Source organism: Asanoa ferruginea (genome assembly GCF_003387075.1).
In the GTDB taxonomy this organism is placed as follows: domain Bacteria; phylum Actinomycetota; class Actinomycetes; order Mycobacteriales; family Micromonosporaceae; genus Asanoa; species Asanoa ferruginea.
On the sequence record NZ_QUMQ01000001.1, the window covers coordinates 7,952,520 to 7,965,294 of the forward strand.

The following is a 12,775-nucleotide window of genomic DNA, read 5'->3' on the forward strand; positions in this document are numbered from 1 at the left end:
GCCGACCATTGTCGCTGCCTTGGTCGTGGCTTATGCCGGCAGAATGTCCGGCATGGACCTGCAGCTCGCCGGGAAGAGGGCGGTCGTCACCGGCGGCAGCCGAGGGATCGGGAACGCGATCGCGTGGGCGCTGGCCAGGGAGGGCTGCGACATCGGCCTGGTGGCCCGCGGTCGGGAAACCCTCGGTGGCGCGGCGCGGGAGCTTCATGACTCCGTCGGGGTTCGGGTGGTGCCGCTGGTCGCGGACATCGGCGATCGCGAGGCCGTCGACAACATGGTGACTGGCGCGATGGAACTGCTCGGCGGGATCGACATCCTGGTCAACTGCGCGGCCCGCCCGGCCGGGGGTGGCGGGGCGTTGCCGCTCGCGGACATCACGGACGAGCGGTTCCACGAGGAGATGAACACGAAGGCGCTGGGCTATCTGCGCTGCGCCCGCGCGGTGGCGCCGCACCTGCAGCGGGCGGGCTGGGGCCGCATCATCTCCGTCTCCGGGTTGGCGGCCCGGCGCACCGGCGACACGATCGCGAGCATGCGGAACGTGGCTGTGGTCGCGATGACCCGGAACTTGGCGGAGGAGTTGGGTCCTTTTGGCGTCAATGTGACGGCCGTGCACCCGTCGACGACTTATACGGAGCGGATTCCGGCGCTGGTCAAGGCGGCGGCGGAACGCCAGGGCATCAGCGAGGACGAGGCCACCCGCCGAATGCTGGCCGACAACGCGCTGCGGCGGGTCATCCACGCGGACGACATCGCCGCCCTGGTGACCTTCCTGGCGTCGCCGTTATCCGTAGCGGTCAACGGAGACGTCATCGCCGCGGGCGGCGGCGTCGGCCAGTCGATCTACTACTGAACCCGGAGATCCGGGTCTGCCGCCTTGCTGCGTGGGGACCGCGTTGGGCAAATGTAACTGATCCTGTTACATTTCTCCTGTGAGTGCCAACAGCAAGCTGACGATCGCCACCCACGCCCTCGCGTGGATGGCTCTCAACGAGCGCATGGGCGGCAAGTTCACCACCTCCGAGCAGATCGGGAAGAGCGTGGCGACCAACCCGGTGGTGATCCGACGGCTGATGAGCGAGATGGCCAAGTCTGGGCTGATCGAGACGCAGCGCGGCCCGGGCGCCGGCTGGCGTCTGGCCAGGGCTCCGGAAGACATCACCCTGTGGGACATCAACGAGGCACTCGGTGCGGAAGCGGCGTTCGCGCTGCACCGCAACGAACCCAGCGAGTCCTGCCCGGTCGCCCGCGGCATCCGCCCGGCACTTACACCCGTTTATGCCCGCGTCGACGACGCGATCCGTCGTGAGCTGGCCGGCACCCACCTCGCCGATGTCCTGCGGGACACGCTCACCGTCAGCGGCGCCTGACCCGGCCTCACATCCAGGAGATACCGATGACCAACAACACAAGCCTCACGTACGCCGTGCGCACCGCAACCCGGCAGGGCGTCACCCGCGACCTGCCGCACGGGCCGCAGGATCTGCAGTGGGTCGCCAACAGCGCCACCCTCGTCTACGGCGAACACGACGCGGTTCTGGTCGACACGTACACGTCGATCGACCAGAACGCCGAACTGGTGGACTGGGTGAAGTCGTTCGGCCGCAACCTGACCTACGTCTTCATCACCCACGGCCACGGTGACCACTTCTTCGGCATCGGTCAACTCCTGGCGGCGTTCCCGGACGCGAAGGCGATCGCCGCAGCCGGATCCGTGGCGGGAGCGCACGCCCAGGGTGAGCCCCGGTGGCGCGACGGATTCTGGGGAAAGCTGTTCCCCGGCCAGATCCCGGAGATCGTCTTCCCGGAGCCGGTCGACGGCCACCAGTTCGAGCTCGAGGGCCACCAGTTGCAGGTGATCGACACCGGGTTCACCGACACCGCCGACTCCACCTCGCTGTGGGTCCCCGACCTGCGCCTGATCGTCGCCGGCGACGTCGTCTACAACGACACCCACCAGTACACGGCCGAAACGACGCGGGAGACGCGCGAGCAGTGGGCGCAGGCCACCGAGCGGCTCGCCACGCTCGACCCGGTAGCGGTCGTCGCGGGCCACAAGAAGCCGGACGCGGCCGACGACCCGAAAATCCTCGCCGAGACCGCCGCCTACCTGCGCAGCTTCACCGCAGCCGCGGACGACTCCCGCACCGCGGCGGAGCTGTACGACCGGATGCTCGAGCTCTACCCGCGCCGCGCCAACCCCGGCGCCCTCTGGGGCGGCGCCAAGGCCGCCAAGCCGGCGTAGCGACGGCACCGTCGGCCGTTCCGACACCTCCCGTCGAAGTCCTTGCACGCACCGCGCCGCCGAACTCGTCCCCTCGCGAAGCCGCTACTCAGGGGATGTGGACCCAGTGGTCGCCAGCCGACAGTGCGGCCTCCAGCACCTGCTGTACCCGCGCGGACTGCCGTACGGTCGGCAGTGTCCTCGATGGACGGACACCGGCGGTTGGTGAAATGGTGCTCGCGCGCTCGTGGTCGCCGGTCAGTTGGCCGAGCAGGTCCATCAGATGCCGGCGGGTGTACGCGGTGTCGCCGTCCGCGAGCCGCGACAGCTCGGGGGTCGCGATCGCCGAGCCGTCCGGATGGTAGCGGACGTAGCGTTCGGCATCGGGCAGCGTATCGCTCAGCTCCACCTCGGCCAGTCCCATCGAGGTGTGCAACCGGATCCGGATGCCCGGGTAGCCGCCGGTCAACAGCCAGCTGCACAGCAGCGTGCCGGACGCACCGCCGGCGAAACGCAGCTGCAGGGTGGCGATGTCGTCCAGGCGGGCGTCGGGCCGCACGCGGATGAGGTCGGAACTGACCGCACTCACGGGCCCGAGCAGCCAGAGGCAGAGGTCGAGGACGTGCGAGCCGTACTCGAACAGGGCGCCCCCGGCCGCGTAGTCCGGGTCGCCCTTCCAGTTCATGGGTTTGCCGAGCAGTGGATGGAACTGCGAGTTGTGCTCGGCGACCTCGATCAGCCAGACATCGCCCAGCACACCGGATTCGAGGTCGGCCAGGAGGGCCTGGACGGCCGGGCTGTAGCGGAAGGAATAGCCCACCGTCGCCGGTGCGGCCGCAGCGTCGGCGAGGTCGGCCAGTTCCGTTGCCGTGGCGTAGTCGTTGGCCAGCGGCTTTTCGCAGAAGACCGCGATCCCGCGGGCCAGCGCGGTCCGCATCGCGGGGGCGTGCACGTCATCGGGCGCGGCGATCACGAGCAGGTCGAGTTCGGGGGTGGCGTCGAGCAACTCGTCGAGTCCCGGGTAAACCGACGGGATACCGAAGGATCGGGCGACCTCGGCGGCCTGGTCGGGCGAGGCGTCCGCGCAGGCGACGACCTCGACACCGGGCAGCGCCGTGAGCGTAGGCAGGTGCGCGCGGCGGGCCCACGCACCGGTGCCGAGCATCGCCACCCGGATGGAGCTGGTGCTTTTCATGGTGGGATCAGCTTAGACCGCATCTCTTTGCTGCCCGAGCACCCGGAACGGCATCAAGGTGGTGGCCGCAGGTCGGTTACACGGTGCGCCGAAGCAAAGCGTGGATTCGCGATTCGGACATCCGTCTCTCCCTTTCGTTGAAGCCTTCTAGGAGGTGAGCGTTGTCGGCCGCCTGGCACCTGTGGGCCAGGCCGTTACCTCACCGGCGACAAACTTTCTCCGCAGCCCGTGCATCCGGCCGGCCGCTCTAGAACGAAGTCCTTCTCGTCAGCCTGGCTATCGAGAGGAAACCCAGCATGACCACAATCCTGCCGCGGCGGCTCGCCGCGGCTGCCGCCGCGACCGCGTTGGCCTTTGGCGCGCTCGCCGCCGGCACCGCCATGCCCGCCATGGCGGCGGCGGAATCGTCGGTATTCGTCGTGCACGGCATCCCGGGTCAGCCCGTCGATGTGTACGTCAACGGCGACAAGACCCTGGAGAACTTCCAGCCGGGCAAGGTCGCCGGTCCGCTGAAACTTCCGGCCGGTAGCTACGATCTCGCCCTCACCAAGCCGGGCGAGCCGATCGGCCAGGCGATCGTCAAGGCCGACGGCGCGAAGGTGCCCGGCGGCGCCAACATCAGCATCGTCGCTCACCTCACCGCCGACGGCGACCCGACGATCACGCCGTTCGTCAACGACACGTCCAAGACCGGCGCCGGCAAGGCCCGGTTGATCGTCCGGCACACCGCCGCCGCACCAGCCGTCGACGTGCGCGCAGGCGGCGAACCGGTCTTCGAGAACCTGACCAACCCCAAGGAAGCCAAGGCCGACATCGCCGCCGGGACCGTCAAGTCCGACGTCGTCCTGGCAGGCAAATCCGAGCCGGTCATCGGCCCGGCCGACCTTGACCTCGCCGAAGGCACCGCGACAATCGTCTACGCCATCGGGTCAGCCGAACAGCAGACCCTGACCCTGGTCTCCCAGACCATCGACGGCCTGCACTCCGCACCCGGCGGCGTGCCCAGCGGCACCGGCGGCCTCGCAGACACCAGCACGCCCGCGTGGTGGTACATCGCCGTCGCGGCCGGTGTGCTGCTGCTCGCGGCCGGCGGCGTCCGCTACGCCACCGCGCGCAAATGACATACCGATCCCGGTGGGCGCCGGCGGCCATGGCCGCCGGCGCCGCACTACTCGTGGCAACCGCCGTCATCGCATGCGGCGCACAACCCGAACCCGACGAAGGTGCTGACACGGTGCGGTCCTTGTCGGCCACCCCGAGCGCGGCCCGGCCCACGACCGAGGTGCCGGTCAACGACGGTGCGTTACCTCGCCGCGACTCTCCGATCGCTCCGGTCAAGATGACCATCGAGGCGATCGGCGTGACCGCCACCGTCGTGCCGACCGGCGTGGACCCCCGCACCGGCGACTTCGACGTGCCACCGAGCGTCGACCGGGTCGGCTGGTATCGCTTCGGCCCCGGCCTGGACGCCTCAGCTGGGTCGACCGTGATCGCCGGCCACGTCGACAGTGCGAGCCAGGGCAGAGGCGCGTTCTTCCGCCTGCGCCAGCTCAGCGACGGCGATCTGATCACCGTCACCGGAGACGACGGCAAACACCGGCGGTACACGGTCGTCGGGCGCGAGGAGTACCGCAAATCCCGAATCCCACTCGACCGCTATTTCGCCCGAGACGGAAAACCTCGCCTTTCCCTGATCACCTGCGGAGGTCCGTTCGACCAAGCAACCCGCCACTACCGCGACAACATCGTGGTAACCGCCGTGCCTACGTTGTCGGGCGCTTGAGCCGACCCCCATGCCACCTGGCAGCTGTGGAGAGGTTTGGGTCATGTTGGCCGGCCGGCGCATCCATCCACGCCAGCGGCAGCGAAGGACAAGTAGCTGACGTCGTTATGGCTGTCTTCGACTCGGCCAATGATCGCGGGGTACCCCAGACTCATTTGCCCGTTCATCGAAGCGGGACAGGCACTACGGTCGGGCTGCACAGCGAAATACAGGGAGGACCGCTGCTCGGGAGGGGGGTTGATGATTTCCGACGACGAGCTCGCCGAACGCCTACGTGGGGGTGATGAGAAAGCCCTCCGGACGGCGTACGAACGTCACGGCTCCGCCGTGCTCTACCTGGCGCAGCGACTGCTGGGCAACCGGGCCGACGCCGAGGACGTCACGCAGCTGACGTTCGTGGCCGCGTGGAACGGGCGGGACACGTTCGACCCGCAGCGCGGCACTATCCTGGGCTGGCTGCTCGGAATCGGACGGCGTAAGGCGATCGACCGGATCCGGTCGACGGCGCGGGACGACCGGGTCGCCGAGACCGTGCGTGCCCAGGTCGCCCCAGCGGAGCAGCCGGAGCTTCCGGAGCGGGTCGTAGACCGGTTGGTCGTCGCCGACGAGCTGGGCCGGCTGCCCGCCGAGCAGCGGCGCACGTTGGAGCTGGCGTTCTTCGACGATCTGACTCATCCACAGATAGCGGCCGTCACCGGGCTTCCGCTCGGCACGGTCAAGAGCCATATTCGCCGTGGGCTGGCAAACCTGCGACAGCGTTGGGAGGTGGACGGTGCAGCATCTGGATCCCGATCGGCTGGTTCTACTCGCTCTCGCTGAGGAGAACGAGGGCCCCGGCGAGTTCGGCCACTTGGCCGAATGCGCCGTCTGCCGGCACGAGCTCGACGCGTTGCGCACCGTCGCCGAACTTGGCCGGGAGAGCCAGGACATGGGCGACCTGCCGCCACCGCCCGAGCGGATCTGGCAGCGCGTCGAGGCCGACATCGCAGGGAGTGCCACCGCGCCTTCGCCGGTCCGCGAGCTCGTGAAGCGGTCGGGTCGGGCACGGCCGCGCTGGCTGACGCCGGTGCTCGCCGCAGCCGCGGCCGCGGTCCTCGCGGTCGCCGGCACGGTGGCGGTCGACCGGTTCGTGCTGCGCGCGCCGGCCGAGCGGGTGACCGCCCGAGCGACGCTGTCGCCCCTGCCGACGGTGCCCGGATCGGCTGCCGGCACCGTCCGGGTGCTCTCCGACGGCGAGATGCGCATCGACGTGCGTAACCTGCCGCTGACCACCGGCTTCCACGAGGTGTGGCTCATCGACCCCGACGACCCCACCAGGATGACGGCGATCGGCAACCTTTCCGACAAGTCTTCCGCGCTGCTGACGCTGCCGCCCGGCATCGACATGAACCGCTATCGACTGGTCGACATCAGCGACGAACCGCACGACGGCGACGCCGGGCACTCCGGCCACAGCCTGCTGCGCGGGACGCTGACATATTAGGTGCATCCATCTTGGGCGATGCGTCCGAAGTACGGGGTGGTGGCGTCAAAGCCATCACTCCGTACCCGGAAAGGACGCACGAAGATGAAGTTCAATCGAGCCACGGCCATCGCGGCCATCGCGATCGTCGCCTCCGCTCTGGTCGCCGCACCGGCCGACGCGCACGGCAAGACCAAGCCGCTGGGCACCCGGTCGCTGGCCGCGGTGCTCACCGCGGACAAGGGCGGTTTCGATCGCAACGGCAGCGACTACGACATCCTGACCGCCGCGGTGCTGGCCGTATTGGAGGCCAAACCGTCCAGCGCAGTCGGTGTGCTCGCCGACGGCAAGACGGCCCTGACCGCGTTCATCCCCAACGATCGGGCCTTCCAAACGCTGGTCGCCGACCTCCAGCACACCAGGCGCCTACCGAGCGAGAAGGCATCGTTTACGGCAGTGGCTGGCCTGGGCATCGACACCGTCGAGTCCGTGCTGCTCTACCACGTGGTGCCGGGCGTCACGATCAACCGTGCCGCAGCGCTGAAGGCCGACGGCGCGACTCTGACGACCGCCGCGGAGTCCTCCATCAAAGTCGACGTCTACGGCTACTACTGGCGCCGAATCAGGCTCGTTGACGCCGACCGCAGCGACCGTGACCCGCGCGTGGTCGCGTTCGACATCAACAAGGGCAACCGGCAGATCGCGCACAGCATCGACCGGGTACTACGCCCCATCGACCTGCCCTGACGTAAACCAGCGGGCGCGGCAATGCCGCGCCCGCTGTCCCTGGCACGCTACCCACCCAAACCCTGCGTGACCCCTCGCGGCGGCCGTCCTGGCCGCGTTCTCGGGCGCGGTGACTACGTTCAAGCGACGATTTCCGCTTCACGGGCCAACGTGGGCGCCTTCCTGCTCGTCGGCGGGTTCATGGGCTTCCAGTTCCTCGCCGTGCTCTACCTGCAAGAGCTGCGCGGCTGGTCGGAGATCGAGACCGGCCTCGCACTCGCGGTGATAGGCATCGACGCGATCCTCGCCCCGACCCTGACGCCTCGACTCGTCGCCCGGTTCGGCATCCACCGGGTGATCGCGGTCGGGCTCGTGCTGGTCGCGCTCGCGTTCGCGTGGTTCCTACCGCTCGGCATGACCTGGAGCTTCCTGACGCTCCTGCCCGGGCTGCTGGCAATCGGGCTCGGGTTCGGGCTCGCGTACGGGCCGCTGACGATCGCCGCAACCGACGACGTCGAGCGGACGAGCAGGGGCTGGCGAGCGGCATCCTGACCACGTCGTTTCAATTCGGGTCGGCGCTGGGGCTGGCGGTGACGACGGCGGTGGTGGTCGCGGTGGCCGGCACTGACACGACCGCTCCGGAGGCAACGCTGGACAGCTATCGGACGGGCCTGCTGGTGCCGGTGACAGCACTGGTGATCGCCAGCCTGGTCACCATCGCCGGCCTGGGGCGGCGGGGTGTGCACCGCGGCCAGGCCGTGCCCGCGAGGTGAAGCAGGATGCCGGCGGGGGTGCCTCTGCGGGGCTCCCCCGCCGGAGGGAGGCGATTCCCGCTGGCGGGGGAAGGCCGTGAGCCGGCGGCTTGGGATGGTGGCGACGTCGGTTGCGTTGCCACCATCTCTGTTGGGGAGAACCGCGATGACCAGCACCGCAGGACCAACTTTGCCGGTCGCCAGCGGCCGCCGCCGCAACCTTCTCGACCTGGCTTCGCGGGAATGGGGACGGCCTGAGCCTCAAAGTCGTTACCGGAAGCCCTGGGTGATCGTCGTCGGCGGCCTGGCCTTCAGCGGCCTCGGCTTCGCCCTCGTGGTAAGAGCCCGTGCCCGTGCTACTGATGGCCTGTCCCAGTTTGGACGACGTTCGGCGCCCTGAGCGGTCGGCGGGTCGGGCGTGTGGGGCTTTTCGCAGGGGCTGTCGTCGTCGCCCTCGGCAGTGCCTTCGCCGTGGACGTTGGGCATGCGCGCTGGCGTCGGCCAGTCGATCTACTGCTGATTCGCAGCGGTCGATCTATGCGAGCAGAGGCTCAATGGTGCTGGCGTCCATCGCGTCGGTATTGGTGAGGACGACGACGCGGCGGGCGAGTTCCGGGATGTTGGCGGCGAACGCGTTGTAGCCGGCGTTGTCGCCACTGTGGTGCCACCAGTGCCTGCCATTGACCTCACCAATGAATACGCCGTAGCCGTAACCGCTCTCGTCCGGGCCTTTGCCGGTCGGCACTCGTTCGGTCAGCATCAACGTGCGATATGGCTCGGGCAGCAGACGGCCGGCCTGGAGGGCATCGATCCAGGCCAGCACATCTTTGGCCGTCGACCATACGTCTCCTGCCCCCATGCCAACCACGTCCAGTTCCCAGGTCGGCCGCGGTTGACCCTCGATGTCGTGGCCGGGCGCCAGGTTCGGCCGGCCGCCGGGCGCTCCGGCGAACGTGTTGGCCAAACCAAGGTGGTCGAAGATGCGGTCTGCCACGAATTCTCGGTAGGGCGTATCGGCGGCTCGTTCGACAACGTGCGCCAGCAGCACGTACGCCGGGCTGCTGTAGCTCCAGCTCTGCCCTGGCGGGTATTGGAGTGGTACTCCGGCGAAGGTTCTCAGTAGTTCGCTGGGCTCAACTCGCTGAGCGAGGTCGATCATGGGGTAGTCGTGCCAGGTGCCGAGGCCGGACGTGTGGGTGAGTAGGTGGTGCAGAGTGATGTCTCGCCACTGCTCCGGGCTGCTGTCGATCCAACGGCTCACGCGGTCGTCGATGGCCAGCCTGCCGTCTGCCACGAGCAGCAGGACGGCAGCGGCGGTGAATTGTTTGCTGACAGAGGCCAGCTGGTATCGCGTTTCCGTGGCGTCGTCGACGATCCACTCGTCACCCTGCCGCACCAGAGTCTCCGTCCGGATCATGGCGCCGATCCTAGTTGCCCAATCTCCCCCGCGGAGGGGAGCTGGATGGCTCGCAGGGGTGAGGTGGGGCCGCGGCCGGCGCGCCTAGCGTCGATGGCATGCCCCTCGCCGTGGCCACACCGCAAGTCACTGTCCCTTCTGGACCTCTTCGACACCACTACGTGGTACGGGTATGGGCCGTCGTACGGCTGACGCGGCCGTGGTTCTGGCCCCTCGGCTGGGCTGGGGCAGCCTTCGGCGCGGTGCTCGCTACGGGCGACTGGCTGCCCGCCCGCGGTGACGTGCCGGCCACGATCGCGGTGGGCCTGCTCCTCGGCCCGCTGGTGTGGACTTTTGTGTTCGCGCTCAACGATCTGCACGACCTGCCGAGCGACCGGCACAACCCGCGCAAGTCCGCCGCCCCACTCGTGACCGGGGTGCTCACCCCAGCCGATCTGCGACGTTGCGTCCACTGGTCCGGCATCGGCGCCGTCATGGCTGCGGCCGTCGCCGGCCCGGTGTTCGTCGCGGGCACCGCGGTCGTGCTCGTGCTCGGCTGGATGTACAGCGTTCCCCCGATCCGGCTCAAGGGCCGGCCCGGCGCGGATGTGGCAGTCAACGCGGTCGTCGTCGGCGTGTTCGGCCCGCTCGCCGGTTGGTCGCTGCACCGTCCGGTCTTCGACTACCAGCCCATCCTGGTGGTGCTGGGGCTCCTCCTCGTCACCGCGCTCTACCTTCCTACGACCGTCATGGACCTGAGCGCTGACCGCGCGGCCGGCTACGCGACCGCGGCCGTGCGCTGGAGTGCGCCGGCGTGCTATCGCGCCGGGCTGGTCTCGTGGGCCGTCGCGAACGCGGTCTGGCTGGCGTGCTGCCACCTTGACGTGTTCGTCGCGCGTGATTCCTGGCTGGTGCAGACGGTCGCGGCCCCGTTGCTGGTCGCGTTGTATGCCGGCCTGGCCCGCCGTCCGTCAATCCCACGTCTCGCGGTCGTCGCGGTCGCGTTCGCAGTGCCGGCGACGGACTTCCTCTTCGCGTACGCCCGGGCACGTTAAGCGCGGGCCAACACGCTGACGCGGCCGGGCTCGCCTTTGCACGCGACGACGGTCAGGCCCTGGCCCTCGATCAGACGAGGGAGGGAGTACGTGTCGTAGAAGTGGATGACGCCGGGCACGAGGTGGTAGCACGTCGCGCGCAGCCGCCAGTAAAGGTTCGGCGACGTCACCGGCGTGCTGCTCCGGGCCGGAGCAGTGATCAACAGATGCCCACCCGGCCGCAGGCACCGCCGGATCTCGGCGATGAAGGCCGCCGGATGCGCAAGGTGCTGTAGGACAAGGACCGCGAGGACACCTCCCAGCGACGCGTCCCCGAAGCGGAGCGGGGCGCCGACGTCGTGCACGTCGAACCTCACCGCGATCTCGTCGCGCGCGGCTCGGGTCCGCGCGACCTCGACCATCCGAGGTGACCCGTCGACACCGACGACGTCGTAACCGCGCAGTGCGAGTGCGAGCGCGTGCGCGCCAGGCCCGCAACCGAGATCGGCGACGGGTCCCGGCGGGGCGACCACGTTGGCGAGCTCATCGACGGTCCGCCCGACCAGCTCACGTTGCTCCGACTCGTCGCGTCGCCGCTCCCACGCCGCACTTTCACGGTCATACATGAAGCGAAAGAACCAGTGCGGCGCAGGCATGGTGTCGACGCTACGCGTGCGGCCGCAGTAGCGATTGGACCGCGAGCGCGAACCCAGCCAACCCGGTCGCCACCAGCACCACGACGGCCGTAGCCGAAACGCCGGGCCGTGGAGCCAGCGCGTCGGCGTAGCCGCGCATCGCCCAGTAGGCCGGCGAGAACGGGGCCAGCCCCGCGGCCCACGACGGGAGCAAAGAGGTCGGGACCAGCGCACCGCCGAGTCCGGCCAGCACCAGCGCGGCGATGTCCTTGACCGCGCTGAGCTGGCCGTGGTTGCGGACCAGGGTCGCCAGCGCGGTGCCCAAGCCGAGCACGCACACCGCCCACGCGGCGCCGACGATCGCGAGCGCCCAACCCGCGCCGGCGAGGTCCAGGCCATAACCGACAGCCGCGAACGCCAGCACGGCGACCTGTTGCGCCAGCAGCGCGGCGAAGAGCGGCACCGTCTTGCCGGCGAGCAGTTCGCCAGCGCGCAGTGGAGTGGTGCGCAGCCGTTGCCCGGTGCGCCACTCGCGTTCGTTGATCAGGCTGTCGCCGACGACGCCCACCATGAACAGCGAGAACATGACGAGCATGCCAGGTGCGGCCGCGTCGATGCCGCTGGTTCCGGCCGGTGCGACGCTGGCGCGGATCGGTTCGAGAAAGATCGTCAAGACAATGGGCATCACCGTGTACGCCAGCAACGGGCCTGGCGCACGCCGCAGCAGTACCGCTTGATGGCGCGCGACGACGCCGAAACGGCGCGGGCCGGCGAGGGTGTCAGGCCGCATCGAGGGCCTCCGTCGGTGCGCCCGTCCACTGCCGGAACAGGTCGTCCAGCGTCGGTGCCCGGCCGTCGGCGGCGCGGGGCAGGGCGGCGAGCAGGTCAGCGCGGGTGCCACGGGCCACCACCCGACCGGCCTCGGCAAGCGCGACGGTTGCGTCGAGGATCTCCAGTTCCGGCAGGTAGTGGGTGGTGTAGCAGACGGCCGCCCCGGCCCGCGCCCGTCCGCGTACCGTGTCCAGCAACGCTTTCCGGCTGGCGGGGTCGGCGCCGACGGTCGGCTCGTCGAGGAGCAGCACCGCCGGCCGGTGCAGCAGGGCGACGGCGGCGTGCACCCGGCGCTGCTGACCGCCGGAAAGGGTGCGCACCCGGCGGCGCCACAGGTCGTCCAGGCGCATCGCCACACCGACCTCCTCGATCTCCTCGCGCAGCCGGCGGCCACGCAGCCCTTGCACGCCACCGAAGAAGCGCAGGTTCTCGATCACGGTCGCGCCGGGGTAGAGCGCCAGCTCCTGCGCGGCGAGTCCCAGCAGCGGACGAACCAGGCGCGGCTCGCGCGTCACGTCGTGCCCCGCGACGCACACGCGGCCGCGATCGGGGCGGACGAGTCCCGACGCGATCGCCGCGAAGGTGGACTTGCCCGCACCGTTGCGGCCGACGAGGCCGACCACCTCCCCCGGCGCGATCCGCAGATCAAAACCGGCCAGCGCCGAAACAGGGCCGTAGCGCTTATGGAGTCCCTCGGCCAGCAGCATGTCGCCTCCCACAAAGATATACGACGTATA

The 12,775-nt window shown here is 69.5% G+C and carries 16 protein-coding genes; 11 read left to right on the forward strand and 5 right to left on the reverse strand.

Features of this window, described 5'->3' with window-relative positions:
- The first annotated feature begins 52 nt into the window (after positions 1 to 52).
- From DFJ67_RS37090 to DFJ67_RS37100, 3 genes are all read left to right on the forward strand, one after another.
- The gene (locus DFJ67_RS37090; RefSeq protein ID WP_116073639.1) at positions 53 to 853 is read left to right on the forward strand and encodes an SDR family NAD(P)-dependent oxidoreductase; all 801 of its coding nucleotides are present in this window, start codon (positions 53 to 55) and stop codon (positions 851 to 853) included.
- Between the two features lie 79 nt (positions 854 to 932).
- On the forward strand, positions 933 to 1,370 hold the full coding sequence (locus DFJ67_RS37095) for an Rrf2 family transcriptional regulator (RefSeq protein ID WP_116073641.1): 438 nt from the start codon (positions 933 to 935) through the stop codon (positions 1,368 to 1,370).
- A 26-nt stretch (positions 1,371 to 1,396) separates the two neighbouring features.
- Positions 1,397 to 2,245 carry an MBL fold metallo-hydrolase gene (locus tag DFJ67_RS37100; protein ID WP_116073643.1) on the forward strand — a complete coding sequence of 283 codons (849 nt, stop codon included), beginning with the start codon at positions 1,397 to 1,399 and terminating at the stop codon, positions 2,243 to 2,245.
- A gap of 88 nt (positions 2,246 to 2,333) precedes the next feature.
- Here DFJ67_RS37100 and DFJ67_RS37105 read toward each other — a convergent pair whose 3' ends face one another.
- Positions 2,334 to 3,419, reverse strand: coding sequence for a Gfo/Idh/MocA family protein (locus DFJ67_RS37105; protein ID WP_116073645.1), 1,086 nt, complete (start codon positions 3,417 to 3,419; stop codon positions 2,334 to 2,336).
- A 296-nt stretch (positions 3,420 to 3,715) separates the two neighbouring features.
- On the opposite strand from DFJ67_RS37105, the gene DFJ67_RS37110 reads away from it, so the two are divergent.
- From DFJ67_RS37110 to DFJ67_RS43500, 7 genes are all read left to right on the forward strand, one after another.
- Positions 3,716 to 4,540 carry a DUF4397 domain-containing protein gene (locus DFJ67_RS37110; RefSeq protein WP_116073647.1) on the forward strand — a complete coding sequence of 275 codons (825 nt, stop codon included), beginning with the start codon at positions 3,716 to 3,718 and terminating at the stop codon, positions 4,538 to 4,540.
- Positions 4,537 to 5,202 (forward strand): class F sortase, encoded by a 666-nt coding sequence (locus tag DFJ67_RS37115; protein ID WP_116073649.1) that lies wholly within the window; start codon positions 4,537 to 4,539, stop codon positions 5,200 to 5,202. The genes DFJ67_RS37110 and DFJ67_RS37115 overlap by 4 nt, the downstream gene beginning before the upstream one ends.
- Positions 5,203 to 5,442: 240 nt before the next feature.
- Positions 5,443 to 6,021 carry an RNA polymerase sigma factor gene (locus DFJ67_RS37120; protein WP_116077092.1) on the forward strand — a complete coding sequence of 193 codons (579 nt, stop codon included), beginning with the start codon at positions 5,443 to 5,445 and terminating at the stop codon, positions 6,019 to 6,021.
- The gene (locus DFJ67_RS37125; protein WP_116073651.1) at positions 5,975 to 6,685 is read left to right on the forward strand and encodes an anti-sigma factor; all 711 of its coding nucleotides are present in this window, start codon (positions 5,975 to 5,977) and stop codon (positions 6,683 to 6,685) included. Before DFJ67_RS37120 ends, DFJ67_RS37125 begins: the two co-directional genes overlap by 47 nt.
- An 84-nt stretch (positions 6,686 to 6,769) precedes the next feature.
- Positions 6,770 to 7,411, forward strand: a complete 642-nt coding sequence (locus DFJ67_RS37130; RefSeq protein ID WP_116073653.1) for a fasciclin domain-containing protein — start codon at positions 6,770 to 6,772, stop codon at positions 7,409 to 7,411.
- A 150-nt stretch (positions 7,412 to 7,561) separates the two neighbouring features.
- The gene (locus DFJ67_RS43495) at positions 7,562 to 7,942 is read left to right on the forward strand and encodes an MFS transporter (protein ID WP_203783524.1); all 381 of its coding nucleotides are present in this window, start codon (positions 7,562 to 7,564) and stop codon (positions 7,940 to 7,942) included.
- 38 nt (positions 7,943 to 7,980) lie between these two features.
- Positions 7,981 to 8,163 (forward strand): hypothetical protein, encoded by a 183-nt coding sequence (locus tag DFJ67_RS43500; protein WP_203783522.1) that lies wholly within the window; start codon positions 7,981 to 7,983, stop codon positions 8,161 to 8,163.
- A gap of 514 nt (positions 8,164 to 8,677) precedes the next feature.
- On the opposite strand, the gene DFJ67_RS37140 is transcribed toward DFJ67_RS43500, so the two are convergent.
- Entirely contained in the window at positions 8,678 to 9,559 is an 882-nt protein-coding gene (locus tag DFJ67_RS37140; protein WP_116073655.1) for a serine hydrolase domain-containing protein, read from the reverse strand.
- Between the two features lie 98 nt (positions 9,560 to 9,657).
- On the opposite strand from DFJ67_RS37140, the gene DFJ67_RS37145 reads away from it, so the two are divergent.
- On the forward strand, positions 9,658 to 10,593 hold the full coding sequence (locus DFJ67_RS37145; RefSeq protein ID WP_116073657.1) for a UbiA family prenyltransferase: 936 nt from the start codon (positions 9,658 to 9,660) through the stop codon (positions 10,591 to 10,593).
- On the opposite strand, the gene DFJ67_RS37150 is transcribed toward DFJ67_RS37145, so the two are convergent.
- Genes DFJ67_RS37150 through DFJ67_RS37160 form a run of 3 tightly spaced genes read right to left on the reverse strand, consistent with a single transcriptional unit; the run spans position 10,590 to position 12,745 of the window.
- Entirely contained in the window at positions 10,590 to 11,228 is a 639-nt protein-coding gene (locus tag DFJ67_RS37150; RefSeq protein ID WP_116073659.1) for a class I SAM-dependent methyltransferase, read from the reverse strand. The genes DFJ67_RS37145 and DFJ67_RS37150 overlap by 4 nt on opposite strands.
- Before the next feature lie 10 nt (positions 11,229 to 11,238).
- Positions 11,239 to 11,997 carry an ABC transporter permease gene (locus DFJ67_RS37155; protein WP_116073661.1) on the reverse strand — a complete coding sequence of 253 codons (759 nt, stop codon included), beginning with the start codon at positions 11,995 to 11,997 and terminating at the stop codon, positions 11,239 to 11,241.
- Complete coding sequence (locus tag DFJ67_RS37160) at positions 11,987 to 12,745, reverse strand: ABC transporter ATP-binding protein (protein ID WP_116073663.1); 759 nt, start codon at positions 12,743 to 12,745, stop codon at positions 11,987 to 11,989. The genes DFJ67_RS37155 and DFJ67_RS37160 overlap by 11 nt, the downstream gene beginning before the upstream one ends.
- Positions 12,746 to 12,775 lie beyond the last annotated feature (30 nt).